We start from the raw sequence: 21,984 nt of genomic DNA, 5'->3' as shown, positions 1-21,984 counted from the left end.
TACTGCGTTTGCCGCCGGTGCATTCATGGGGCCTCGGGACACGACCACTGGCCCGGGCGTTTCCCCTACGCTCGGCGGCATGGTTGAGCAGGGCGCTGCCGCGCTGGTGGCGGAACATCTGAAGCGGCTCCAGGCCGATCGCGGCCGTTCCACGGTGATGAGTGCGTACGTCGCGGCCCTCACCGACGACGCGGGCTGGGGTGTCGAGCAGATCGCGGCTCTGCTGGGGGTTTCGCGTCAGTCGATCTCCGGCCGGCGCAAGCAGGGACGCGAGCTGCGTCACGTCCACGCGCCCGATCTGGCCGGGCTGCCGTTGCCCGCGGCCGGCCCCGCCGATGCACCCGCGCGCACCCGGTCAGGCCTGCGCGTTCCCGACGCGGAGGAGATCACGGCCCGGGAGATCACCTGGGTCCGCACAGAGGTGGGCACGGCCCCGGCCGTGGCGGAACTGCCAGCCCGGATCAAGCTGGTCGCCGGCCTGCTCGACGACGCCGAGGCCCGGCTGACCGGGCTCCGCGAGCGGCGGGCCGCCCTGGCCTGGTCGCTGACCTGCTTCGACCCGAAGGCCCGGCGCGGCCTCCAGAAGGCCGGGCACTGGCAGCCTGACGAGTTCTTCGCGGCCCGCACCCAGGCTCTCGCCCCGGCCGCCGACCTCAAGGGTATGGACGACGAGGGCCTGCGGAATCTGGCCGTCGCACGCGGGATTCCGGCTGCGACCGATCCGGGGCAGATCCGCGAGGACTACTTCACCGTCACCAGCACCCTGATCGCCACCCAGGCCCGCCGCCGGGCCTGCACCCAGCTGCGCGACGACCTGATCCGGCGCTACGTGCGGCGCGACCCGAACGGCCGCTGGAAGGGAGTGACGGAGGTGGCCGGCTGGATCAACCGCAGCCAGTCCCAGGTGACCCAGATCTGCGACGCTCCCGTCCAGCCCTGATCAGCGGAAGATGTGCAGGCCGGAGGGATGCGGCGATGAGGACAGCAGCAGCCGAACCCCCGGTGCCACCTGGTGAGGGGCAGGCCGGGGCCACGCTGTTCCTGATGACCGGGCTGCCCGGCTCCGGCAAGACCACGCGGGCCCGGCGGCTGGAGCGGGAGCGTCATGCGCTGCGGCTGACACCGGACGAGTGGTTCATCCCGCTGTTCGGCACCACCGAGCACGAGGACGGCAAGCGGGACGTTCTGGAGGGGCGCCTGATCTGGCTGGCGATGCGCGCCCTGGGCCGGGGCGTCGACGTGGTGCTGGACTTCGGGCTGTGGGCCCGGGACGAGCGCTCGGCCCTGCGTCACCTGGCGGCCGAGGCGGGAGCGCAGTGCCGGCTGGTGTATCTGCCCGTCACCGGGGCCGAGCAGTGGCGGCGCGTGCGGGACCGTCTGGAGCGGCAGCCCGGCCGCACCTTCGACCTGGGCCGCGACGAGCTACGTCGGGCCCGCGAGCTGTTCGAGGTGCCCACGGCCGACGAGTTCGGGGTGGGCGCCCGGCACGAACCGCCGCCGGGCTGGCTGCGCTGGGAGGACTGGGCCTCCCAGCGCTGGCCCACCTGGATGGATCAGCCGGGCGGGCCGGTCGCCGAACCGGGTGGCCGGCCGTAGGGCGGGGAGTCAGCTGGAGGTCACGGCCACGGCCGGGTTCCGCACGGGTTCCTCGTCGTCCACCCGCCGGCCGGACAGGCTGGAACCCACGCTGGCCGCCACCACCAGGCCGATCGCCAGGAGCCGGAACGGCCCGGCGCTCTGGCTCAGCAGCAGCCAGCCGATGAAGGTGGCCGCGACCGGCTCCAGGCTCAGCAGGATGCCGAACACGTTGCGCGGAACCCGGCGCAGCGCGGCCAGTTCCAGCGTGTACGGGATCACCGAGGCGAGCAGCGCGGTGCCGGCGCCGATCAGCAGCAGGTGCGGCGCGTGCACCACCTGCACGGCGCCGGGCATCCCGAGCGGGGCGACGGCGAAGGTGGCGATCACCAGGGCGACGGCCAGCCCACCGGTGCCGGGCACGAGAATGCCGACGCGGGCGCCGGTCTGGATGTACAGGGCCCAGAACATCGCGGCAATCAGGGCGTAAAGGGCGCCGAGGGGGTCGAGATAGGCGTCGGTGGTGACGCTTTCGACGGCCAGCAGGGTCATGCCGCCCAGGGCCAGGGCCACCCAGGTCAGGTCGCGGGCCTTGCGGGTGAGCACGGCGGCCAGGGTGAGGGGGCCGAGAAACTCGATGGCGACGGCGGTTCCGAGGGGAAGGCGCTCGATCGCGGCGTAGAAGAAGCCGTTCATGCCCGCCAGAGACAGGCCCAGTGCGAGGGTGGCGCGCCACTGGTCACGGTTCCAGCGGCGTACCGCGGGCCGGGTGATGGCCAGCAGGACGAGTGCGGCGATGCCCAGGCGCAGCACGGTGGTGCCCCAGCTGCCCAGTTCGGGAAAGAGTTTCGCGGCGAACGCGGCGCCGAACTGGAGCGAGATGCAGGAGCCGAGGACCAGGAACAGGGCGGGACTGGACGTACGGGGGCCAGTGGAGGGTGTTACGGGCATGTGTCCCAGCATCGAGCCGCGGACTTCATTTAGTCTAGTGAACGCTGGTCACCATGAAGCGTTAGAAGAGCTAATGATCGGAACGCCGTGCTCAACCTGTCCCGGTTGCGAATTCTGTATGAACTGAGCCGTTCCGGGACTCTCGCGGAGGTTGCCCGGGTTCTGAACTACACCCCGTCGGCCATCTCGCAGCAGCTGTCGCAGCTGGAGCGGGAGGCCGGGGTGCCGTTGCTGGAGCGGGTCGGGCGCCGGGTGCGGCTCACCGACGACGCCCTCACCCTGGTCAAGCACACCGAGGTGATTCTTGCCCAGCTGGAGCTGGCCGAGGCCGAGCTGTCGGCGGCGCAACCCGAGATCCGGGGCACGCTGCGGGTGGCCTCGTTCCAGAGCGTGGTGCTGAGCATCGCCCCGGTCGCCCTCACCGTTCTGGCGCAGGCCCATCCGGGGCTGGAGGTGGAGATCACCCAGCGCGAGGTGGGTCCCGCCTACGAAGGGCTGCTGGCTCACGAGTTCGACCTGATCCTGGGCGAGGAACATCCCGGTGTGCCGGAACCGGTGCGCGCCGGGGTGGATCGGTCCGCCCTGATCAACGACCCGATGCTGCTGGCCATCCCGCGGGAGGGCCCGCTCAGTGCCCGGCCCACCGGCCTGTCCGACCTGGCGGGCCTGCCCTGGGCGCTCGACCCGCCGTCGAGCACGGCCCGGCGCTGGGCCGACGTGGTCTGCCGGGAGGCCGGATTCGAGCCGCGGGTGCGGTTCGAGAGCCCGGACCCCTCGCTGCACGTGCACCTGGTGCGGATGGGGCACGCCGTGGCGTTCCTGCCCGGGCTGATGGGCGACCATCTGGGCGGCACCCAGGTGGTCGCGCTGCCCGGTGACCCGCACCGCACGCTGTTCACGGCGGTGCGGGCCGGGCGCTCGAAACACCGTGCGGTGGAGGCGTTCCGTCAGGCGCTGGCCGAGGCCGCCGCCGCGAACGCCCCCACCCCGCCGGTTCTGCGGTTGTGACGGCCGGTGCTCACGCGGTGAGCGGTGTGTCCCAGTCGATCTGGCGGGCCAGCGTCTCGTCGTCGTGAGCCGGCGACGTGGGCGAGGAGGGGGACGACGGGGGCCGCTGTCCCTTGCTCATCGCCGCACTGGCGTCCATGTTCCGCTGGGTGCGGGGTCGGCGCACGGCCTCGTACAGCCCCACCGCGTCGTGCACCGAAGCACTGTCGCGCAACGCCTTCGCCAGCACCACGGCGTCTTCGAAGGCCATCGAGGCGCCCTGACCGGTGGCCGGCGAGGCGGCGTGCGCGGCGTCGCCGATGAGCAGCATGCGCCCGCGCGACCAGGCGGCCACGTCGGGCAGGTCGCCGGTGTTGGTCACCAGGATGTCGCCGGTGGCCTCGACGATGCCGGCGGTCGGGGTGCTGTCCAGGCGCAGGGCGGCGATGAGCTCGGCCCGCAGTTCGGGCGGGACCGCCACCCCGGCGCCGTCCGGCAGGGCGTCGGCGGTCTGCCGCGCGAACCAGTAGGTCAGACCCTCCGGCGAGACGGTGTAGCCGAACGAGGCCGCCTTGCCCCGCACCATGGTGATCCGCCCGGGCCCGGTCGGCGGGCTGAAAACATCGGTGTATCCGTAGAACACCCGCTGCCCGGCGTAACGGGGCGTGGCCGCGCCGGGGTCGATCAGGGCGCGCACGCCGGATCCGATGCCGTCGGCCCCGAGCAGGAGGTCGGCCGTGACCGTGGAGCCGTCGGCGAACGTGGCCGTGACCGCGTCGTCGTCCGTGCGTGCGGAGACGAACGACGCGCCGTGCCGCAGGGTGATGCCCTGGCGCACCACCTCGGACTGGAGTGCCGCCGTGAGCTCGCTCCAGCGCAGGCAGCGGAACCGGGTGAGGGGATCGGCGTGCTCACCCAGCGGGCGGGTCATCAGGACGGTGCCGGACTCGTCCATGGCGCTGAACTCGGTCAGCCCGAAACCGGCCCGGCCGACCGGGCCGGCCAGGCCGATCTGGGCGAGCGCGCGCATGCCGTTGCTGGCCAGGGTGAGGAATGCGCCGAGATCGCCTGCGGTGCGCGGGTGTTGCTCGTACACCGTCACCCCGATCCCGGCCCGGTGCAGGGCGAGGGCCGCGGCACTGCCGGCGATGCCGCCACCGATGACAACGACATGAGTGCTTTGTCCAACCACGGGCCCACCCTACGGGGATCCCTTGAAATGCCTAGGGTGCAGAAGTTGCACTCTGTGCAATACTTGAGGTCATGACGTCGTCCGAGGGGGACCTGCGCTCGCGCAGGCGGAGCGCCACCGCACGGGAGATCCACGAGGCCACGCTGCGCCTGGCCGCCCGGCACGGCTACGACCATGTCACCGTCGACATGATCAGTACCGAGGCCGGGGTGTCACGGCGCACGTTCTTCAACTACTACCCGAGCAAGGAGGCGGCGGTGGTGGCCGGGCCGAAATCCCTGCCCGAACCGGCACTGTCGGTCTTCCTCGCCGGCCCGTCCGACGGGCCGGCCCAGGTACTGCGTGATCTCAACGAACTCCTGCTGCGGGAGCTGGAACAGAATCAGCCGGCCCGGGACGACCTGCGTCAGGTGATGGCGCTGGCCCAGGAACACCCGGCGATCCTGGCTCATCTCCTCGGGAACTTCGACGCCTTCGAGCGGGTCGTCGCCGCGGCCGTGGCCCAGCGGCTGGGGGCGGAGCCGGACGACGAGGTCCCTGCTCTGCTGGCGGCGCTCGCTCTCTCCACGACCAGGACGGGCCTGCAACGCTGGGCCCACGGCCCGTCCCTGGACACCTCCCCGGTGAGCGAGGTGGAGCGCACCGCCGCGCTCCTGCACAGCCTGCTGATCACCTGAACACCCCTTTTCCGGAGCCGCACCCATGACCGAGTCGTTACCGGCTGCCCAGAGACCTTCCGCAGAGCCAGAATCCTCAGTGCCGGCGAACTTCTGGATCATCTTCTCCGGCCTCATGCTGACCATGCTGCTGTCGGCGCTCGACCAGACCATCGTCAGCACCGCCCTGCCCACCATCGTCGGCGAGCTGCACGGCGTCGAGCACATGGCCTGGGTCACCACCGCCTACATCCTGATGGCCACCATCGCGATGCCGGTCTACGGCCGCATCGGCGACCTGATCGGCCGCAAGACGCTGTTCCTGTCCGGGATCGCGATCTTCCTGGTCGGTTCCACCATCGCCGGTCTGTCGCAGGACATGACGATGCTCATCATCGGCCGCGGCATCCAGGGCCTGGGTGGCGGTGGCCTGATGATCACCTCACAGGCGATCATCGCCGACCTGGTGCCGGCCCGGCAGCGGGCCAAGTACATGGCCCCGATCGGCGCGGTCTTCGGCCTGTCCTCGGTGGCCGGGCCGCTGCTCGGCGGCTGGTTCACCGACAGTATCGGCTGGCGCTGGGCGTTCTGGATCAACCTGCCCCTGGGCATCCTCGCCCTGGTGGTCTGCGCGATCGTCATCCACCTGCCCAAGCACCAGGTGTCCGGCCGGCTGGACTACATCGGTTTCGTACTGATGGCCGCCGCGGTCAGCTGCACCGTGCTGGTCGCCGACTGGGGCGGCACCGAGTACGGCTGGAGCGACCCGGTGCTGCTGGGCACCGCCGCCGCCGGAATCCTCGCCTGGGTGCTGTTCTTCGTGCAGGAGAGCCGCGCGAGCGAGCCGCTGATCCCGCTGTACCTGTTCCGCAGCCGCATCTTCAACGTGTCCACCCTGATCGGCATGATCGTCATCGGTGTCGGCATGTTCGCGATCATCGGCTACCTGCCCACCTACCTCCAGATGGTGTACGGCGTCAGCGCCACCGAGTCCGGCCTGCTGCTGATCCCGATGGTGGTCGGCATCATGAGCGCCGCCATACCCTCGGGCAACGCGATCAGCCGCACCGGCAGATACCGGATGTACCCGATCGTCGGCGTGGCGCTGGTGATGGTCGCCGCCGGGCTGATGTCCACCCTGGTCGTGGACTCCCCGGTCGCGCTGATCTGCGTGTACGTGTTCGTGCTGGGTGCCGGTCTGGGCCTGATGATGCAGACGCTGGTGCTGGCGGTGCAGAACGACTTCCCGGCCTCCGACGTGGGCACCGCGACCAGCTCGAACAACTTCTTCCGCGAGATCGGCGCCACGCTCGGCATCGCCGCGGTCGGCGCGGTGTTCACCAGCCGGCTCACCGACCAGCTGGCACAGCGCCTGGACGCGAGCTCGGCCGCGGCCGTGGGCGACTCCAACTCGCTGACCCCGGCGATGGTGCACGCGCTGCCGCAGGCGGCGCAGGACGCGGTGATCGCCGCGTACCAGCACGCCCTCACGCCGGTGTTCGCCTACCTGCTGCCGCTTTTCGCGGTCGGCCTGGTGCTGGCGTTCGTGCTGCCGGAGAAGGAGCTGTCGGACACGCACGACGTGGAGAGCGAGCCCGAGCCCGCCCAGATGTAGGCGACAGCGTCAGAACTGAGGACGACGAGGAGCTTTCGCCAGGCTCCTCGTCGTCCCTGGTTTTCAGGTACTGATCAGTGCGCCGGCCGTGTCCAGGTCGGTGATCAGCACGTTCACCCATCCGCCCAGCACGGCCGCGCGGACAGCCTCGTGCTTGTCGGCGCCGCCGGCCACCCCCACCCGGCGGTCGATGCGCAGCATCTGCTCCGGGGTGATGCCGACGACCCGCTGGTCGAAACCCGAGGGCACGAGCGCGCCCTCGGCGTCGAAGTAGCGCAGGCAGACGTCGCCCACGGCGCCGCGCTCGCGCAGTTCCCGCTGCTCGTCGTCGGTGATGGCGTTGCCGCTGCTGCGCAGGAGGGGGGACGGCGTGAGCCGGCCGATCCCGACCAGGAGCAGCGTGAGCTCGTCCCAGGAGCGCACGATCTGGGCCACCGAGCCGTCTTGGGTGAGTGCCTCGCGCAGGTGCGGGGTGCCGACCAGCCCGGGGGTCGGCATGAACAGCGGCTGGCCGCCGGTCACCTCGGCGAAGCGGGTGAGCAGCCGGGTGGCGCGCACCTGGGCGCCCGGGTCGCCGATGCCGCCGAGCACCTGGCTGACGTGGCGGGCGACGGCGGGGCGCTTGGGGCGCATCGCCTCGACGGTGGCGAGCAGGGTGGCGCTCCAGGCGGACAGGCCGATGTCGTCGACCCGTTCCAGGGTGCCACTGAGCGTGGCGTCGAGGTAGCCGGCGGCGGCCGACGCGATCAGCGGCAGCAGCCGGTCCTCCTCCCCGGGCGGGATCTCGGCGACCACCGCGTCGCGCAGCCCGTAGCGCTGCTTGAGCTGCTCCTCGATGTCGGCGTGCACGCCGGGGGGCACGGTGACGACGGTGTGCACGATGCCCAGCCGCGCGGCCTGTTTCAGCAGCCGGGACACCCGGGGCTGGGAGATGTGCAGGTCGGCGGCGATCTGCGGCTGGCGTACGCCCTGCTCGTGATACAGCCGGGCCACCCGCACCAGCAGCCGCAGCTGGTCGGGCTCGAGGTCGGGGGAGCTGGTCACCGCCGCATAGTAGGCCATTGGTGAATTTCTATTCGAACGCCGTGTGACCGACACCTCGAAACGGATCTTGGGCCGGTCGCGTTGGGCTGTTTGCGCCTGATCCACCGAAAAGTTTTCGAGAGCTGCCAGGTTTCCGAGGAGCCCATGACCGTCCAGGCCGTGCGGACCACGTTCACGATCCTGATGGACGAGCACGAGATCATCCCGATCACCGACCGCCCCACGATCTACGTCGAGGGCCTGGACGCGGCCCTCGCCGCGGGTTACGGGAACCTGGTGGACAGCCCGGAACGGGCGCAGGTGGCGCTGGTGCGGCTGAGACCCGGCGCCGGGTGCACCGGGCAGGCCCTCGAGCAGGCGGGTGAGGTCGCGATCACCACCAGCACGATCGTCGACGTCGATCGCGGAACGGGACTGGTGCCGGCGCTGGGTTCTGCCCTCGGCTGCGCGCAGGCGTTGCTGGTGAGTGCCGACGAGAGCGACGAGGCCTTTCTGGACCTGGTTTTCGGCCGCGACCGCTAGCATCCGCGCATGCGTCTCCTCGTGGTCGGCGGCAGCGGATTCCTCGGCGGTGAGGTGATCTCCCAGGCCCGGCGCGCGGGACACCGGGTGTCGGGCACCCACTTCTCCGCCCGCCCCGGCTCCTTCTCGCCGCGGTCGCCGGACGTCGCGTGGCACCAGCTCGACGTCACGCACCGCGAGCGGGTTCTCGCCCTGGTGCGGGAGCTCGCCCCCGACGCGGTGATCAACACCGCCTACCGGCAGGCGGACTGGGCCACCACCGCCGACGGCGCGATGCACGTCGCGGCCGCCTCGTCGGTGGTCGGAAGCCGTCTGGTGCACGTGTCCAGCGACGCGATCTTCTCCGGCGCCGCCGACCGCTACGACGAGGCGGCCGCGCCCGATCCGGTCCACGCCTACGGTGCGGCGAAGGCGGCGGCGGAGCTGGCCGTGCGGGGGCTGGACCCGTCGGCGGTGGTCGCGCGCACCTCCCTGATCGTCGGCGGTGGGGCCTCGCCCACCGAGCGGCTGGTGCACGAACTGGCCGCCGGCACCCGTGCCGGAACCCTGTTCACGGACGACGTGCGCTGTGCCGTGCACGTCGCCGACCTGGCCGCCGCGCTGCTGGAACTGGCGGCCGACCCCCGCGCCCACGGCATCCGGCACCTGGCCGGCGAGGACCCGGTGAGCCGTTACGACCTGGGCGTTCTCATCGCCCGCCGGGACGGGCTGGACCCCACCGCGCTGCCCGGCGGAAGCCGCCGCGCGGCAGGCGTGCCCGGCCCCGTGGACGTGCGCCTCGACAGCACCCGCACCCAGGCCGGGCTGAGCACCCGGCTGCGCGGCGCGAGAACCTTCCTGGCCTGAGGCGGGTGGTGGGGCCCGCTCAGTCGCCGGCCCGGCGCAGGATCGCCTCGGCGTGCCGCAGCAGCGGCGCGTCGACCATGCGGCCCTCGAAGGCGAACACCCCGCGCTCACCGGGAGCGGCCGCCAGCAGCCGCCTGGCCCAGCCCGCCTCGGCCTCCGCCGGCCGGTAACCGGCCCGCACGACCGGCACCTGGCTCGGGTGGATGCACGCGGTGCCGCTGAACCCGCTGGCCACCGCGTCGTCCACCCGGGCCCGCAGACCCTCCTGATCGGTGAGGTCGAGATGCACCGCGTCGAGCCGGAACCGGCCGAAGGCCCCGGCGGCCAGCAGCACGCTCGAGCGGGCGACGAGCGCGACGTCGCGGTAGCTGCCGTCGGCGTGACGACTCGAGGTGCCGCCCAGCCCGGCGATCAGGTCGTCCGCGCCCCACATCAGCCCGACGGTGTTCGCCGCGGCGGCGATCGCCGTGCACCCGACCACGCCCCGGGGCGTCTCCACCAGCGCGATCACCCCGAGCGGCGCCAGAGCCGTGACCTGTTCGGGTGATTCGGTCTTGGCCAGCATCACCGTGGTGTAGCCGGTGTCCGACAGGGCCCGCAGGTCGGCCGCGTGCTCGGGCGAGGAGGTGGGATTGAGGCGGACCACCGTGGTGGCGGGGTCGAGCGGATGATCGACGAGAGCCCGCCGTGCCGCGGGCTTGTCGCCGGCGGCCACGGCGTCTTCCAGATCCAGGATCACCACGTCGGCGGCCGCCGCGGCCTTGCCGTAACGGTCGGGACGGTCGGCCGGGCAGAACAGCCAGGCCGGGCCGGCCGGTGCCGCGGGCTCTGGTCTCACCGGGGACGGGTCCACGCTCCGACGGTACCCAGACGGCGTCGGCGCGGCTAGATTGTCTCGTGATCCACCTCACCCCGGTGGGTCACGAGTACATCCGCGGGCCGCGGGACGACCACCCTTTCGTCCCGGTGCCCGGCACCGGATCTGGTGGAGGATGCAGTGGAGGATGCAATGACGCAACCAACGCACGCTTCGGGCAGCACGTCTCACCAGCTGGCCCGCGAACCGTCCGGCGCACCGTTGCGTGACCCTGGCGACAGGCCCGCGCAGATCCTCGGTCCCGACGGTGTTCTCGCCGGCGCACCCGGCTGGGTCACCCCCGGGCTGACCCGCGACCTCTACCGCTGGATGCGGCTGACCCGGCGTCTGGACGCCGAGGCGTTCGCCCTGCAAAGGCATGGCGAGCTGGGCATCTGGGCGCAGAGCCTGGGCCAGGAGGCCGCCCAGGTCGGCTCGGTCACGGCGCTGCGCCCGGCCGACTACGTCTTCCCGAGTTACCGTGAGCACGCCGCGTGTCTGGTGCGGGGTGTCTCGCCGTCCCAGATTCTGGCTCAGTGGCGCGGGGTGTCCGGATGCGGCTGGGACCCGGCCGCACGGCACCTGCACGCGTACACGGTGGTGCTGGGCGCGCACCTGCCGCACGCCACCGGTTATGCGATGGGCGTGCAGCGCGACGGGACCGACGAGGTGGTCACCGCCTACTTCGGTGACGGCGCCTCCAGCCAGGGCGACGCGAACGAGGCGTTCAACTGGGCGGCCACCTGCTCGGCGCCGGTGCTGTTCTTCTGCCAGAACAACCAGTACGCCATCTCCACCCCGGCCAGTCTCCAGATGCGCACCCCGATCCACCACCGCGCGGCCGGTTTCGGGCTGAGGTCCTTCCTGGTCGACGGCAACGACGTGCTCGCCGTGCACGAGGTCACCCGGGAGGCGGTCCGGCACATCCGTTCCGGAGGCGGTCCCGCGTTCGTCGAGGCCGTCACGTACCGGATGGGGGCGCACACCAGCTCCGACGACCCCACGCGCTACCGCGACCAGGCCGAGAGCGACGCCTGGCAGGCGAAGGACCCGCTCAGCCGCGTGGAGAAGCTCCTGGAGGCGCAGGGCTGGTGGGACCAGGGGTTCCGGACGGCGCTCGACGCCGAGTGCGAGGCTCTCGCGGTCGAGGTGCGTTCCGCCGTGCGGGGATTCGGCCCGGTCGAGCTGGACGGGCTGTTCGACCAGGTCTACGCGCGGCGTACGGCGTTGCTGTCGTCGGAGAAGGCCGCGTACGCGGACCTGGTCGCCGGCTTCCTGGACGAGGAGGTGGACGACGACGGGGGACCCCCGGACTCGCTCGCGGGCCAGGCCCGGACGGCCAGGGCCTTCGGGGTGGGGGTGGGACGATGAGCCGGCTGAGCCTGTCCGCCGCCCTCAACGCGGGCCTGCGGCAGGTGCTGGAAGAGGATCCGCGGGCGATCGTCATGGGGGAGGACGTCGGTCCGCTCGGTGGGGTGTTCCGCGTGACGGACGGGCTGAGCAAGGATTTCGGCTCCGGCCGGGTGATCGACACGCCGCTGGCCGAGTCGTCGATCGTCGGCACCGCCATCGGCCTGGCCATACGCGGCTACCACCCGATCTGCGAGATCCAGTTCGACGGGTTCGTGTATCCGGCGTTCAACCAGATCGTCTCGCAACTGGCCAAGATGCGGGCCCGCACGGCCGGGAAAGTGCCGCTGCCGGTGGTGATCCGGATCCCCTGCGGTGGCGGCATCGGCGCGGTGGAGCACCACAGCGAGTCGAACGAGGCCTATTTCGCGCACACGGCCGGGCTGCGGGTGGTGATCTGTTCCGACCCGCAGAGCGGGCACTGGATGCTGCGGCAGGCCATGGCCTGCGGTGATCCGGTGATCTTCTACGAGCCGAAACGGCGCTACTGGGACAAGGGCGAGGTGTCGTCCGACCTGACGCTGGCCCCGGCGTTCGACCGGGCACTGGTGGCCAGGGAGGGCACGGACGCCACCGTCGTCTGCTACGGCGGCATGGTGGCGACCTGCCTGGAGGCCGCGGCCGTCGCCGAGGGGGAGGGACGTTCCCTGGAGGTGATCGACCTGCGCTCGCTGTCGCCGCTGGACCTGGACCCGGTCTGCGCCTCGGTGCGCCGCACCGGCCGGTGCCTGGTGGTGCACGAGGCACCGGGTTTCGCCGGGCTGGGCGCCGAGATCGTCAGCGGGGTGACCGAGCGCTGCTTCTACCACCTGGAGGCCCCGGTGCTGCGGGTGACCGGCTTCGACCTGCCGTACCCACCGGCGAAGTACGAGAACCAGTACCTGCCGGACGCCGACCGGGTCCTGGACGCCGTCGACAAGCTGCTGGGGTTCTGATGACGAGAACGACGTCCGGACAACAGTTCCGGCTCCCCGACGTGGGGGAAGGGCTGACCGAGGCCGAGATCGTCACCTGGCGGGTGGCGGTGGGCGACGAGGTGGCCGTCAATGATCCCCTGGTCGAGATCGAGACAGCGAAATCCCTGGTGGAGCTGCCCTCTCCGTATGCCGGTGTGGTCGGTGAGCTGCTGGTGCCCGCCGGCGAGCTGGTGCCGGTGGGCACCCCGATCGTCACGATCACGCAGCTCGGTCACCCCGCCGCCGGGTCTGCCGGAACCTCGCGCCCGGAGCCGTCTTCCGCAGTGCCGGGGGCCGATGGCGAGCTGGCGGGTGGATCTCCGTCCGTGCTGGTCGGGTACGGTCCCGGGCACAGTCGTGGCAGGAGCCGTCGTCGTCCCCCGGTCCGGACCCCGGGCGCCCCTGGCCGGCCGGAAACCTCCTCCCCGGCAAGGGAACCTGTCGCCGAACCGGTCGCCGAACCGTTGTTGCCGGTCCCGGAGGCCGGTCCCGCCTCGCCCGTCCGTCCTCTGGCGAAGCCACCGGTGCGAAAACTGGCCAGGGACTTGGGAATCGACCTGGGCGCGGTGCGGGCGACGGGTGGCGGCGGTGTGATCACCCGGCAGGACGTGCTGGCGGCGCGGGCCGCGAGCACGGTTGCGCCGCCCGCCCCTTCCGGGACCGGTTCCGACCTCTCGCCCGCACCGGCGGCCGCCCCCACCGGTCAGGACGACGAGCACGTTCCCGTGCGCGGTGTCCGGGCCGCGACGGCCGCCGCGATGACGGCGAGCGCCTTCACCGCTCCGCACGTGACGGTGTTCCACACCGTCGACGTCACCCGGTCGGTGAAACTCGTGGCCAGGCTGCGTGAGCATCCGGCGTTCGCGGGTGCCCGGGTGACCGTCATGCTGCTGGCCGCGCGGGCGCTGTGCCTGGCCGCCCGGGAGATGCCGGACCTGAACGCGACGTTCAGCGGGCCGGCCAGGGAGATCGTGCTGCATCGTCGCGTCCATCTGGGTGTCGCCACCGCGTCCGGCCGGGGGCTGCTGGTGCCCACGGTGGAGGACGCCGCCCAGCTCGCCCTGCCCGCCCTGGCCCGTGAGCTGACCCGGGTGACCGAGCTGGCCCGTTCCGGCACGGCCGGCCCCTCGGACCTGACCGGTAGCACGATCACGCTGACGAACATCGGTGTCTTCGGCGTGGATTCGGGGACGCCGATCCTGAATCCCGGTCAGAGCGCGATCCTCTGCCTGGGGGCGGTGCGCCGCACCCCGGTGGAGCACCGGGGCAGGATCGCGCTGCGCTGGACGACACAGCTGGCGATGTCGTTCGACCATCGCATCATCGACGGGCAACTGGGTGCGCAGGCGGTGGCCCGGATCGGGGCCGTGCTGAAGAACCCCCGGGACGAATTGCTGCTGGTGTGACGATGTGACGCCAGGCACGGGCCGGTGGCTAGGCGCCGGTGATCCGCTCCAGTGCCTCCACCACGGTGGCGCGGTCGTGGGGTTCGGTGTCCAGGGCGCGGTGCAGGGTGAGGCCCTCGATCAGGGCGTCCACGAGCCGGGCGGTCAGCGGGTCGAAATGCCGTTCCAGGGCGGCGCGGCTGGCGGCCATCCAGGCGTTCGTGACGGTGCGGTAGGACGGGTCGCGGGCGGCCAGTGTGTACAGCTCCTGGGTCAGCACCAGTTCGCGCTGGTCCTGGAGGGTGTCGCACATGATCAGGTCGACCGTGGCCCGCCGGGCCCCCTCGGCGTCGTGGACGCCGGCCATCCGGGCCTCGAAACGCTCGGACACTGAACGGGAGAACCGGGTCAGGGCCTCGCGCAGCAGGTCGTCCATGCCGGCGAAGTGGTAGGTCATCGAGCCCAGCGGCACGTCGGCGGCGGCCGCCACCCGGCGGTGCGAGGTCCCGGCCACGCCGGCCTCGGCGATCACGTCGAGACAGGCCGCCAGGATGCGTTCACGCCGCTCCGGATCGTGACGGCGGGCCCGCGGTCGCGCCACGGAGCCCGGGCCGGGGCCGGGGAGGTTTTCGTCGTCCACCGTTCAGTTTTCGCTGATCTCGCGCACGACGCGGGCCGGGGTGCCCACGGCGACCACGTTCGCCGGGATGTCGCGGGTGACCACGGAGCCGGCGCCGATCACCGAGTTGTCGCCGATCGTGACGCCGGGGCAGACCGTCACGCCGCCGCCGAGCCAGACGTTGTCGCCGATCGTGATCGGCTGGGCGGCCTCCAGCTTGTCGCGGCGCGGCCCGGCCTCGATCGGGTGGGTCGGTGTCAGCAGTTGCACGTTGGGCCCGATCTGGCAGTCCTCGCCGATCCGGATCGGTGCGACGTCGAGCGCGGTGAGGTTGAAGTTGACGAACGTGCGGGCGCCGATGTGGATGTGCTCGCCGTAGTCGACGAAAAGTGGTGGGCGCACGGCCACTCCGGCACCCACCGTGCCCAGCACGGTGGCGAGGACGGCGCGGCCGGCCTCGTCGTCGCCGGCGAGGATCAGCGCCCGGTACTCCTCCAGCAGGCGCTGGGCGCGCCGGTGGACGGCCTCGCTCTCCGGGTCGTCGGCGAGGTAGAGGTCCCCGGCCAGCATGCGCTCACGGTTGCTGCGCGGGTCGCCGGCGAAGTAGTCGGGTGTGGACGGCTCGGTCATGGGTACGACCGTACACAAGAAGCGGGGTCGAGGTGCACGGCCGTACCCGCGAGGGCGTCAGCCGATCTGGAACTGGTCCAGGTCGGGGGCCAGGCCGATCGGGTTGTGGAACTTGATCGTGTTCGATCCCTGCTGGAGGTTCACGCTGACGGTGGTCCAGCCCGGGGTCTCGAAGCTGCCGGTTCCGGCCACCGTGACCTTCTGCGAGGAGCCGCCGTTCACGCTGATGTACAGGTCGCGGTCCAGCCGGCTCTCGTAGGCGATGGTCAGCTGCCGGGTGCCGGCGGTGTCGCTCTCGACCGGAACGGTGAGCGTGGCCAGCAGCCCGATCCCGATCACCCGGTTGCCCGAGACGCAGGTCGCGCAGGTGGTGCTGGTGACCAGCCAGCGCTGGTTGCCCTCGTCGGCGGCCGCGACGGTGACCGGGGCGGCGGCGTCCTGGGTGGGTGCCGGCGGTTCGGCGGTGGCGGTGGCCGACGGGGTCGATCCGGGGGTGGACGACGTGGTCGCCGTGGGTGCCTGGGTGGCGGTCACGCCGGGCTGCCCGGTGGGGGTGATCGCGGTGACGGTGGGCACGGCCGTCGGGTCGGTCGCGGCCGGGGTGGACGTGGTGGCGGGGGCGGCCACCGCCGCGGTGCCGCCGGTCCCGCTCTCGCCGCTGAGCACACCGTCGTCGCCGGGGGAGGGTGCCTGCGCCGAGGGGGTCTGGGTGGACGGCGTCTTGTCGGGCAGCACCGTGGGCAGGGCCGGGACCGCGACCGAGGTGAGGGCCACGGCGGCGCCGAGCGTGGAGATCTGCCAGATCGGCGGGCCGGCCGGCCACAGCCACGACGTGGGCAGGGCGGTGAACGTCTTGCTGACGGGGCTCTTCATCTTGGCCGTTCTCATCGCTTCCCCTCGAGCCGGACCCTGATCTCGGTGCCGGAGTACGGCGCGGTGGTGATGGTGAGGTTGGCGCCCAGGTACGACGAGCGCGAGATCATCCGGCAGATCCCGTCGTAGTCGCCGCCGCGCAGCGTCGCCGGGTCGGACGGGACCACGAAGCCCTGGCCGTTGTCCTTGACGGTGATGGTCACGCCCTGCCTCCGTTCGGTGAGCTCGACCTGGGCCCGGGTGGCGTGGGCATGCTCGGAGACGTTCGTCAGGGCGTCGTCGACGATCAGGGCGAGCTGGTGACGCACCGGAACCCGCAGCCAGACCGGTGGCAGATCGGTGCGCAGATGGATGTTCGTGGAGGCGGCCCACTCGTGGCAGAGCGCGTCGAGGCTGTCGGCGAAGTCCTCGTGCGAGTAGTCGAACCGCACACCCCCGACCGGGATCTCGGCCTGTTCCAGTGCCGTCAGGGTGTCCTGGGTGAGCAGCCGGGCCAGCTCGTCGGCCAGCGGACCGGGTCCCGAGGAGGTGCGGCGGCCGAACCGGGGCAGCCGGAACCAGGCCAGGCAGGAGCGGCGCAGTGTGGTGCTGACCGCGTCGTGGATGACGGCTACCGGCACGGACGGGTCGAGGTCGCGGTTGAGGCGGTCGCGGATCAGCTGTGCCAGCGTGATCGAGGAGGCGCCGGCGGCGAGGATCAGGGCCGGCGCGGTGACCAGCACCACGGTGGTCGCCAGCGGCGCGACCTTGTCGGCGAGCACGAACCAGCAGGTCGCGGCGGCCTGGACGGCCTGGCCCAGCCACAGCGGGGCGCCGTGCAGGCCGAGCATCGCACCGGCCAGGGCGGCGGCGCCGATCTGGTAGACGACGTAGACCGGGTCGCCGGTCCAGACCAGGAACAGCACCAGCGCCACCGCGGAGTCGGCCAGCACCAGCAGCACCCGGGGCGGGCCGTTGGCCATCCGGCGCAGCGTGGCCAGCTCGGTGGACGTGACGGCCGCGATGATCGCGAGCGGGACGGCGTAGCGCTGGAGGGACTGCGCGTCGGCGCCGCTGAGGAGCACGGCCGTGACGGCGTAGAGGAACGACAGGATCAGCCGGGCGACGAGGATCGCCCGGCCCAGGGACAGCACCGCCGCGGCCTGCACGCCCGGTTGCCCGGCCGGGATCAGCCGGGGTGCGGCCCCGGGTACGACTTCGGTGTCACCGGCGAGGCTCTGGACCAACGGAAAAGCCCCTCCCGAGGCGTGTAACCACGACTAACCACGACATTCAGCGGCGAGCGGCGCCAGCTATGACATGGGGGAGTGTAATGGTCGGACGTTACCGGCCGGACCAGCCCTCGGACGGTGACGCGCGGTCAGGGGATGTCGGCGCGCGCGGAGCTGGTGGCGGCCGTGGCGTCTTCGAGGAACTGGGCGATGAGTGCCAGTTCCCCGGCGCTGCGCCCGGCGAGCACGGGGGCCATGTGCGCGCCGACCCGGCCGAACATCGAGGCGCCCACGGTGCGGGCGTGCTCGGTGGCGGTGACCACCACAGAGCGGCGGTCGCTGGGGTGGGGGTGGCGTTCGACGTGGCCCAGGCGCTCGAGCCGGTCGAGCATGGCGGACGTGGCGGGGGCGCTGAGCTGGAGGGCCTCGCTGAGGCGGCGTGGGGTGACCGGCTCGGACTCGGATCCGGCCATCACCACGCGCAGGCCGTTGAGGTCGGTGCGGTGCATCGCGCCCTCGCGGCCGGTGGCGGCCAGGTACATCTCCGACTCGCTGGCGAACGCGGCCATGGCCCGGACCGCGCGGATCGCCTCGGGGCGCGGGTCGCCGTGGGCGTGGCGCCGGCGAGGCTGCCCGTCGGCCGGTTCGTCGGTCCGGTGGGTGCTCTGGGCGGTGCTCCGGCCGGGAGTCTCGGGGCGGGCCGGGCGTTTCGGATTGTGGTCCTGCACGCGATCATCATACTCTTTCCGCTGTGGAACTATTCGACGGTGGAACTAAACGCCGCCTGCCGCACCTGGTGGGCCCGAGGCTGAGCCGGCTGGTCGTCCTGATCGCGGTGGTCTTCTCCGGGCTCGCCCTCGCGGCCCCGATCGCCGCCGAGGAGTCGGGCAACGGCGTGGCCAACGTCCCGGCCGGTGCCGAGTCACGCCAGGCCGCGCAGGTGCGCGACGAGCTCGGTGGCAGCGAGGTGGTGCCGGCGATCGTCGTCATCGACAGGAACGGCCAGGCACTGACCCAGGACGACCGGGCCACCGTTCAGTCGCTGGTGAAGAACCTGGAGCGGTACGCGGTCGCCGGGTCACAGACGTTCCAGCAGGTCTCCGACGACGGCGAGGCCGCCGTCGTCGGGGTGCCGCTGTCGTCGTCCGCGTCCAACGACGAGCTGGTGACGATCGTCGAGGCGATGCGCGCCGATCTGGCCGGCCTGCCGGACGGGTTGCGGGCGCAGGTGACCGGCGGGCCGGCGTTCACCGTCGACCTGGCCGGGGTGTTCGACGGCGCCGACACCCGGCTGCTGGCCTTCACCGCGATCGTGGTGGCGCTCCTGCTGCTGCTGACCTACCGCAGCCCCTGGCTGTGGCTGGTGCCGCTGGCCGTGGTCGGCGTGGCCGACCAGGTGGCCGTCACCGTGGTCGCCGCCGGCACCAAGGTGCTGCCGTTCACCACCGACGGTGCCTCCGTCGGCATCACCTCGGTGCTGGTGTTCGGGGCCGGCACGAACTACGCGCTGCTGCTGATCGCCCGCTACCGGGAGGAGCTGCGCCGTCACGAGAACCGTTACGACGCGATGAAGGTCGCCGTCGACCGGGCCGCCCCGGCGATCCTGGCCAGTTCCGGCACGGTGGTGCTCGCGCTGCTGTGCCTGGGGTTCGCCGACAGCCCGTCCAGCCGCAACATCGGCCTGGGCGGTGCGCTCGGCATCGTGACCGCCGTCCTGTACGCCCTGCTGGTGCTGCCCGCGGCGATGACCGTGCCCGGCCGCCGGCTGTTCTGGCCCTTCGTGCCGCACGTGCGCACCGCCGGGACCGGCGAGCTGGACGTGCGGGCCGGGATCTGGTGGCGGGTGGCCGGGGCCGTCACCCGGCGCCCGGTGCTGGTCGGGCTGGCGGGTGCCGCCCTGCTGGCCGTCCTGATCATCCCGCTGGCCGGGCTGCGCACCGGGCTCTCGCAGACCGAGCAGTTCCGCGCCACGCCGGAGTCGGTCACCGGGCAGGAGACGCTCGGCGAGCACTTCCCGGCCGGGTCGTCCGAGCCGACGGTCGTGGTGGTCGGCAGCGACGTCGCCGATCGCGCCGTGCAGGTGCTGGGGGACGTCGAGGGCGTGCGCTCCGCCCGGCCCTCGGCCGACGGCTCGGGGCGCACGGCGATCGACGTGGTGCTGGACTCGGCGCCGGCCAGCGACGCGTCCTTCCGCATCATCGGCGAGATCCGTTCCACGATCCGCGAAATCGACGCGGGCGCCCTGGTCGGCGGGTCCGACGCCGAGGCGCTGGACGCCGACGAGGTGGCCCACCGCGACCGGTTGCTGATCATCCCGCTGGTCCTGGCCGTGGTGCTGGGTGTGCTGCTCCTGCTGCTGCGCTCGCTGGTGGCCGCGGTGGTGCTGGTGCTCACCGTCGTGGCCACCTACGCCGCGGCGATGGGCGCGGCCTGGGTCGCGTTCGAGCACTGGTTCGGTTTCCCCGCCCTGGACCTGACCGTGCCGCTGCTGGCCTTCCTGTTCCTGGTCGCGCTCGGGGTGGACTACAACATCTTCCTGACCACCCGGGCCAAGGAGGAGGCCGAGCGGGTGCGATCGGGCGGTGAGACGGCAGACGTCGCGGCAGACATCGCCACAGACGTTGCCAGAGGCCCGATCTCGGTGGCCCTGGCGGTGACCGGCGGGGTGATCACCAGCGCCGGCGTGCTGCTGGCGGCGGTGTTCGCGGTGCTCGGGGTGCTGCCGCTGATCGTGCTCACCCAGATCGGCGTGATCGTCGGGTTCGGGGTGCTGCTCGACACCCTGCTGGTGCGCAGCGTGCTGGTTCCCGCCCTGGTCACCCTGCTGGGGCGCTGGTTCTGGTGGCCGGGCCGGCTCTCCCGCGCGGCCGACCGCGAGAACGACCGCGAGAACGACGGTGCTCACGGTGCCGGGTCGGGGGGCCTCAGGGGATGAAGCGGTGGCGCCGGGCGGACTGCACGGCGCTGAACCGGTTGGTCGCCTGGAGCTTGTGCATGGCGGTGCGCAGATAACCCTTCACCGTCTCGGTGGTGATGCCCAGCCGCTCGGCCACCTCGCTGTTGGTGGCCCCGATGGCCACGACGGCCAGCACGTCGATCTCCCGGACGGTCAGCTTCAGGGGCCGCACGTGCTGGCCGGTGACCGGGGCGACGATGGCGTCGAGAAGCCGGGCGGCGGTCTGGTGCAGGCGTTCGCGCAGTTCCGGGTCCGGTGTGGAACCGGCCAGGCAGCGCAGCTGGGCGAACGAGCGGCGGGCCTCTTCGAGCTGGGCCGCGGTCACGGTCACGTCCGGCTGACCGCGCCGGGGCGGGGGCGCACACCGGGGTCCGTGCCGAAGTCCGGGCTCAGGCCGAGTTGGCCTGCCGCGTACCGCAATCGGCTGTCGGCGAGGGCCGGGGCGGTGGCGGTGAGCAGCGCGATCCGGCTCACCGGGTGCCCCTGGGCGGCCAGGGCGAGCACGTGCCGCGCGGCGACGGGAAGCCGCAGGACGACGGCGGGGGTGAGCGGGCCGGCCGGTCGCGGGTCCGGCCCCGCCGCAACGGGTCTGGCACCGGGCAAAGGTGTGGTGAGGCGCCGGATCTCGCCGATGATGCAGGCGACGTCGTCATGCATGAGCGTTCTACCTCCCCGTGGCCCAGGCCCGTCCATTACAGGCAGGTTACGCAGGGTGTGTCAACGGCCCGATAGCCTGGCGGCCGTTCCCCGACCGCCCGCGACGATTGCAGGTCAGCGTGAAGCACGGCGTCATCATCCTCACCGACCAGCCCTGGGCGCGCTCGCGTCCGCTGTGGACCGCGGCCGAGGACATGGGTTTCGACCACGCCTGGACCTACGATCACCTGGTCTGGGGCGGCCTGCCGAACTCGCCGTGGTTCGCCGGTGTGCCCACGCTGAGCGCCGCCGCCACCGTCACCAGTACGATCGGGCTGGGAACGGCCGTGTGCGCGCCGAACTTCCGGCACCCGCTGGCGCTGTACCGCGAGGCCCAGGCCCTGCACGACATCTCCGGCGGCCGCTTCGTGCTGGGCGTCGGCACCGGCGGCGACCTGGACTCACGCATCCTCGGCCAGGAACCGCTGAGCGTGCGCGAGCGCGTCGACCGGTTCCAGGAGTTCACCGACCTGCTGCTGCGGCTGCGCTCGGAGGACCACGTGAGCACGCAGGGCCGCTGGTTCTCCACCAGTGACGCGCGGCACCTGCCCGCGGTGCCGGACCTGCCGGTGGTCGTGGCCGCCAACGGCCCGCGCGGCGTGCGCTACGCCGGGCGGGTGGGCGACGGCTGGATGACCCTCGGCCCGTCCGCCGACAGCCTGGGCGAATGGATCGACGGGCTGGCCGGGCAGGGCAAGATCCTCGACGAGTCGCTCGCCCTGGCCGGGCGCGAGCAGGAGCCGTTCCGGCGGTACCTGATGCTCGACGCGCCCGGGCAGCGTCCGGCGGTGCCGTTCTCGCTGAGCAGCGCGGACTTCTACGAGGAGGTGACCGGGCGTGCCGCCGAGCTCGGCTTCACCGACGTGCTGACCCACTGGCCCCGGCCGGAGAACCCGTACGCCGGCGACGTGAAGGTGCTGGAGGAGGTGGCGGAGCGGCTCGCGGCCGCCCAGTGAGGTGGCCGGTCCGGCCGGTCGCGTGGAAGGTCGCGTGGAAGGTCGCGC

The 21,984-nt window shown here is 72.3% G+C and carries 23 protein-coding genes; 12 read left to right on the top strand and 11 right to left on the bottom strand.

Annotation, left to right across the window (positions count from 1 at the left end; translation table 11 throughout):
- Positions 1–79: 79 nt before the first annotated feature.
- Together KIH74_RS32700 and KIH74_RS32695 are read left to right on the top strand one after the other, a co-directional pair.
- A complete protein-coding gene (locus tag KIH74_RS32700) occupies positions 80–940 on the top strand; it encodes a hypothetical protein (protein WP_214160292.1) in 861 nt (286 codons plus the stop codon).
- Between the two features lie 35 nt (positions 941–975).
- A complete protein-coding gene (locus tag KIH74_RS32695; RefSeq protein WP_214160291.1) occupies positions 976–1,596 on the top strand; it encodes a P-loop nucleotide/nucleoside kinase family protein in 621 nt (206 codons plus the stop codon).
- A 9-nt stretch (positions 1,597–1,605) separates the two neighbouring features.
- Here the strand turns inward: KIH74_RS32695 and KIH74_RS32690 are convergent, their stop codons facing one another.
- On the bottom strand, positions 1,606–2,526 hold the full coding sequence (locus KIH74_RS32690; protein WP_214160290.1) for an EamA family transporter: 921 nt from the start codon (positions 2,524–2,526) through the stop codon (positions 1,606–1,608).
- An 87-nt stretch (positions 2,527–2,613) separates the two neighbouring features.
- Between KIH74_RS32690 and KIH74_RS32685 the strand changes: the two genes are divergently transcribed.
- Entirely contained in the window at positions 2,614–3,534 is a 921-nt protein-coding gene (locus KIH74_RS32685) for a LysR family transcriptional regulator (RefSeq protein WP_214160289.1), read from the top strand.
- Between the two features lie 10 nt (positions 3,535–3,544).
- On the opposite strand, the gene KIH74_RS32680 is transcribed toward KIH74_RS32685, so the two are convergent.
- Positions 3,545–4,705 (bottom strand): FAD-dependent oxidoreductase, encoded by a 1,161-nt coding sequence (locus tag KIH74_RS32680; RefSeq protein ID WP_214160288.1) that lies wholly within the window; start codon positions 4,703–4,705, stop codon positions 3,545–3,547.
- 71 nt (positions 4,706–4,776) lie between these two features.
- On the opposite strand from KIH74_RS32680, the gene KIH74_RS32675 reads away from it, so the two are divergent.
- Both KIH74_RS32675 and KIH74_RS32670 read left to right on the top strand, forming a co-directional pair.
- Complete coding sequence (locus KIH74_RS32675) at positions 4,777–5,382, top strand: TetR/AcrR family transcriptional regulator (RefSeq protein WP_214160287.1); 606 nt, start codon at positions 4,777–4,779, stop codon at positions 5,380–5,382.
- A 79-nt stretch (positions 5,383–5,461) separates the two neighbouring features.
- Positions 5,462–6,976, top strand: a complete 1,515-nt coding sequence (locus KIH74_RS32670) for an MDR family MFS transporter (protein WP_214160286.1) — start codon at positions 5,462–5,464, stop codon at positions 6,974–6,976.
- 63 nt (positions 6,977–7,039) lie between these two features.
- On the opposite strand, the gene KIH74_RS32665 is transcribed toward KIH74_RS32670, so the two are convergent.
- Positions 7,040–8,020 carry a sugar-binding transcriptional regulator gene (locus KIH74_RS32665; RefSeq protein ID WP_214160285.1) on the bottom strand — a complete coding sequence of 327 codons (981 nt, stop codon included), beginning with the start codon at positions 8,018–8,020 and terminating at the stop codon, positions 7,040–7,042.
- Between the two features lie 144 nt (positions 8,021–8,164).
- Here KIH74_RS32665 and KIH74_RS32660 point away from each other — a divergent pair, with 144 nt between their 5' ends.
- Together KIH74_RS32660 and KIH74_RS32655 are read left to right on the top strand one after the other, a co-directional pair.
- Positions 8,165–8,542, top strand: coding sequence for a hypothetical protein (locus KIH74_RS32660; protein WP_214160284.1), 378 nt, complete (start codon positions 8,165–8,167; stop codon positions 8,540–8,542).
- 9 nt (positions 8,543–8,551) lie between these two features.
- A complete protein-coding gene (locus KIH74_RS32655) occupies positions 8,552–9,388 on the top strand; it encodes a sugar nucleotide-binding protein (RefSeq protein WP_214160283.1) in 837 nt (278 codons plus the stop codon).
- 19 nt (positions 9,389–9,407) lie between these two features.
- Here KIH74_RS32655 and KIH74_RS32650 read toward each other — a convergent pair whose 3' ends face one another.
- The gene (locus KIH74_RS32650; RefSeq protein WP_308114058.1) at positions 9,408–10,241 is read right to left on the bottom strand and encodes an HpcH/HpaI aldolase/citrate lyase family protein; all 834 of its coding nucleotides are present in this window, start codon (positions 10,239–10,241) and stop codon (positions 9,408–9,410) included.
- A 156-nt stretch (positions 10,242–10,397) separates the two neighbouring features.
- Here KIH74_RS32650 and KIH74_RS32645 point away from each other — a divergent pair, with 156 nt between their 5' ends.
- Genes KIH74_RS32645 through KIH74_RS32635 form a run of 3 tightly spaced genes read left to right on the top strand, consistent with a single transcriptional unit; the run spans position 10,398 to position 14,016 of the window.
- A complete protein-coding gene (locus tag KIH74_RS32645) occupies positions 10,398–11,615 on the top strand; it encodes a thiamine pyrophosphate-dependent dehydrogenase E1 component subunit alpha (RefSeq protein ID WP_214160282.1) in 1,218 nt (405 codons plus the stop codon).
- Positions 11,612–12,589 (top strand): alpha-ketoacid dehydrogenase subunit beta, encoded by a 978-nt coding sequence (locus KIH74_RS32640; RefSeq protein WP_214160281.1) that lies wholly within the window; start codon positions 11,612–11,614, stop codon positions 12,587–12,589. Before KIH74_RS32645 ends, KIH74_RS32640 begins: the two co-directional genes overlap by 4 nt.
- Complete coding sequence (locus KIH74_RS32635; protein ID WP_214160280.1) at positions 12,589–14,016, top strand: dihydrolipoamide acetyltransferase family protein; 1,428 nt, start codon at positions 12,589–12,591, stop codon at positions 14,014–14,016. The genes KIH74_RS32640 and KIH74_RS32635 overlap by 1 nt, the downstream gene beginning before the upstream one ends.
- Positions 14,017–14,044: 28 nt before the next feature.
- Here the strand turns inward: KIH74_RS32635 and KIH74_RS32630 are convergent, their stop codons facing one another.
- The 5 genes from KIH74_RS32630 to KIH74_RS39055 form a co-directional block, all read right to left on the bottom strand.
- Positions 14,045–14,596, bottom strand: a complete 552-nt coding sequence (locus tag KIH74_RS32630; RefSeq protein ID WP_372492161.1) for a TetR/AcrR family transcriptional regulator — start codon at positions 14,594–14,596, stop codon at positions 14,045–14,047.
- Positions 14,597–14,638: 42 nt separating this feature from the next.
- Positions 14,639–15,244, bottom strand: coding sequence for a sugar O-acetyltransferase (locus KIH74_RS32625; protein ID WP_214160278.1), 606 nt, complete (start codon positions 15,242–15,244; stop codon positions 14,639–14,641).
- A 57-nt stretch (positions 15,245–15,301) separates the two neighbouring features.
- Positions 15,302–16,132, bottom strand: a complete 831-nt coding sequence (locus KIH74_RS32620; protein WP_214160277.1) for a carbohydrate-binding protein — start codon at positions 16,130–16,132, stop codon at positions 15,302–15,304.
- A complete protein-coding gene (locus KIH74_RS32615) occupies positions 16,129–17,343 on the bottom strand; it encodes a sensor histidine kinase (protein ID WP_214160276.1) in 1,215 nt (404 codons plus the stop codon). The genes KIH74_RS32620 and KIH74_RS32615 overlap by 4 nt, the downstream gene beginning before the upstream one ends.
- Before the next feature lie 134 nt (positions 17,344–17,477).
- Positions 17,478–18,056 (bottom strand): MarR family winged helix-turn-helix transcriptional regulator, encoded by a 579-nt coding sequence (locus KIH74_RS39055; protein ID WP_214160275.1) that lies wholly within the window; start codon positions 18,054–18,056, stop codon positions 17,478–17,480.
- A gap of 23 nt (positions 18,057–18,079) precedes the next feature.
- Here KIH74_RS39055 and KIH74_RS32605 point away from each other — a divergent pair, with 23 nt between their 5' ends.
- Entirely contained in the window at positions 18,080–20,263 is a 2,184-nt protein-coding gene (locus tag KIH74_RS32605; RefSeq protein WP_214160274.1) for an MMPL family transporter, read from the top strand.
- Here the strand turns inward: KIH74_RS32605 and KIH74_RS39050 are convergent.
- Both KIH74_RS39050 and KIH74_RS32595 read right to left on the bottom strand, forming a co-directional pair.
- Positions 20,253–20,615: a response regulator transcription factor gene (locus tag KIH74_RS39050; protein WP_214160273.1), complete on the bottom strand. Its 363-nt coding sequence runs from the start codon at positions 20,613–20,615 to the stop codon at positions 20,253–20,255. The genes KIH74_RS32605 and KIH74_RS39050 overlap by 11 nt on opposite strands.
- Entirely contained in the window at positions 20,612–20,941 is a 330-nt protein-coding gene (locus tag KIH74_RS32595; protein ID WP_214160272.1) for a hypothetical protein, read from the bottom strand. Before KIH74_RS32595 ends, KIH74_RS39050 begins: the two co-directional genes overlap by 4 nt.
- Positions 20,942–21,060: 119 nt before the next feature.
- Here KIH74_RS32595 and KIH74_RS32590 point away from each other — a divergent pair, with 119 nt between their 5' ends.
- Positions 21,061–21,936, top strand: coding sequence for an LLM class flavin-dependent oxidoreductase (locus KIH74_RS32590; RefSeq protein WP_214160271.1), 876 nt, complete (start codon positions 21,061–21,063; stop codon positions 21,934–21,936).
- Positions 21,937–21,984: the final 48 nt, after the last annotated feature.

Origin of the sequence: Kineosporia corallincola, from assembly GCF_018499875.1 — a bacterium.
Taxonomy (GTDB): Bacteria; Actinomycetota; Actinomycetes; order Actinomycetales; family Kineosporiaceae; genus Kineosporia; species Kineosporia corallincola.
Note: the sequence above shows the minus strand (reverse complement) of the source record. Positions and strands in the feature narration are given on the sequence as shown.